The sequence below is a fragment of the Aromatoleum evansii genome (genome assembly GCF_012910805.1).
Taxonomy (GTDB): domain Bacteria; phylum Pseudomonadota; class Gammaproteobacteria; order Burkholderiales; family Rhodocyclaceae; genus Aromatoleum; species Aromatoleum evansii.
The window spans coordinates 1-1,299 of record NZ_WTVK01000160.1; the positions used below are offsets into that span (position 1 = coordinate 1).

1 protein-coding gene is annotated in these 1,299 nt (G+C 65.7%); it reads right to left on the reverse strand.

The annotated features are described in order from the left end of the window. Nucleotides 1-225 precede the first annotated feature (225 nt). Nucleotides 226-1,158: an ABC transporter substrate-binding protein gene (locus tag GO615_RS27670; protein ID WP_169133051.1), complete on the reverse strand. Its 933-nt coding sequence runs from the start codon at nucleotides 1,156-1,158 to the stop codon at nucleotides 226-228. Nucleotides 1,159-1,299: the final 141 nt, after the last annotated feature.

Below are 1,299 nucleotides of genomic sequence, written 5' to 3' on the forward strand. Positions count from 1 at the left end.
CATGCCATCCCGGCCATCGCCGCCGCGCCGGGCCGTCTTCAGTCGCGCTACGCGCTCCTTACGACGGCCCGGCGCAACGACCGGAAATGCAACCGGTGCTGCACAACAACACAATACAAGGGCGGGAGAAGCGAAGCGCATCCCGCCAATCCACGCGTCGGTATCCGTCTGACCGCCGCATGGCGGGATGCGCCTTCGGCTTCTCCCGCCCTACGTGAGAAACCGTCAGCGCGGCGACGACCAGCCCTTGTAGCTGCCGACGGTGTCGCGCGTGACCAGCGTCGAGGGGATCAGCACCATCGGGCTCGCGGGCTTCTTGCCGTTGAGGATGTCGTTGCCGATCACCACCGCCTGCTGCGCCATCAGCCACGGATCCTGGCTCGCCGAGGCCTCGACCTGGGTGTCGTTCTTCAGCGCGGTCTCGATGTCCGGCGCGCCGTCGACCGAGGTGATCACGATGCCCTTGCGCTTCAGCTGGCGGGCGGCGAGGTCGGTGCCGATGGCCTGCGGGTCGTTGATCGTGAACACAGCGTCGAGCTTCTGGAAGCGCGTCAGGTGGCCCAGCATCACGTTCATGCCGCCTTCGCGCGAGCCCTTGCCGTCCTGGTCGTCGGAGACCACCTTGATGCCCGAGGCGGCGGCGAGCACTTCCTTGCAGCCCTTCACGCGGTCGACCACGGCGGAGACCTGTGGCCCGTTCTGGATCACGACGTTGCCCTTGCCGCCGAGCTTCTTCACGATGTGTTCGCACGCGAGGCGACCGGCCTGCACGTTGTCGGTCTGCACCGTCGCGTCTGCCCCGGCGGCTGCGACGTCCACCGCGACGACGGTGATGCCGGCCTTCTGTGCCTTCTTCACGGCCGGCTCGATCGCCTTCGCGTCGGCGGCGTTGAGCAGGATCAGATCCACGCCGGCCGAGATGAAGTTGTCGATCTGCGTGAACTGCTTGTTCAGGTCGTAGTCGGCCGACGCGGTGATGACCTTCGCGTTCGGGTACATCTCCTTCACCTTCGCCTCGGCGCCCTTGGCGATCGTGACGAAGAAGGGGTTGCCGAGCGAGCCGACGGTGACGCCGACCGACTTGATCTCGCGCGCCTGGGCGATACCGGTTGCGCAGGCCAGCGCGATGCCGGCAACGAGTGCTTTGCGAACGAACATTTGGATGTCTCCTGGATCCGATCTTGTCTTATGCCGCGACCCGGGACCGGATTCCGGGCCGTGGCGTGATGGGAAAACTGAACGCTGCCGTTGCTCCCTCCCCTTCAACTGTCTCTTATACAAATCTGACGCTGCCGACGA

Excerpts from the sequence above, each read along its gene's own strand:
- GO615_RS27670 (WP_169133051.1), bottom strand. The coding sequence starts at position 1,158 with ATGTTCGTTCGCAAAGCACTCGTTGCCGGCATCGCGCTGGCCTGCGCA.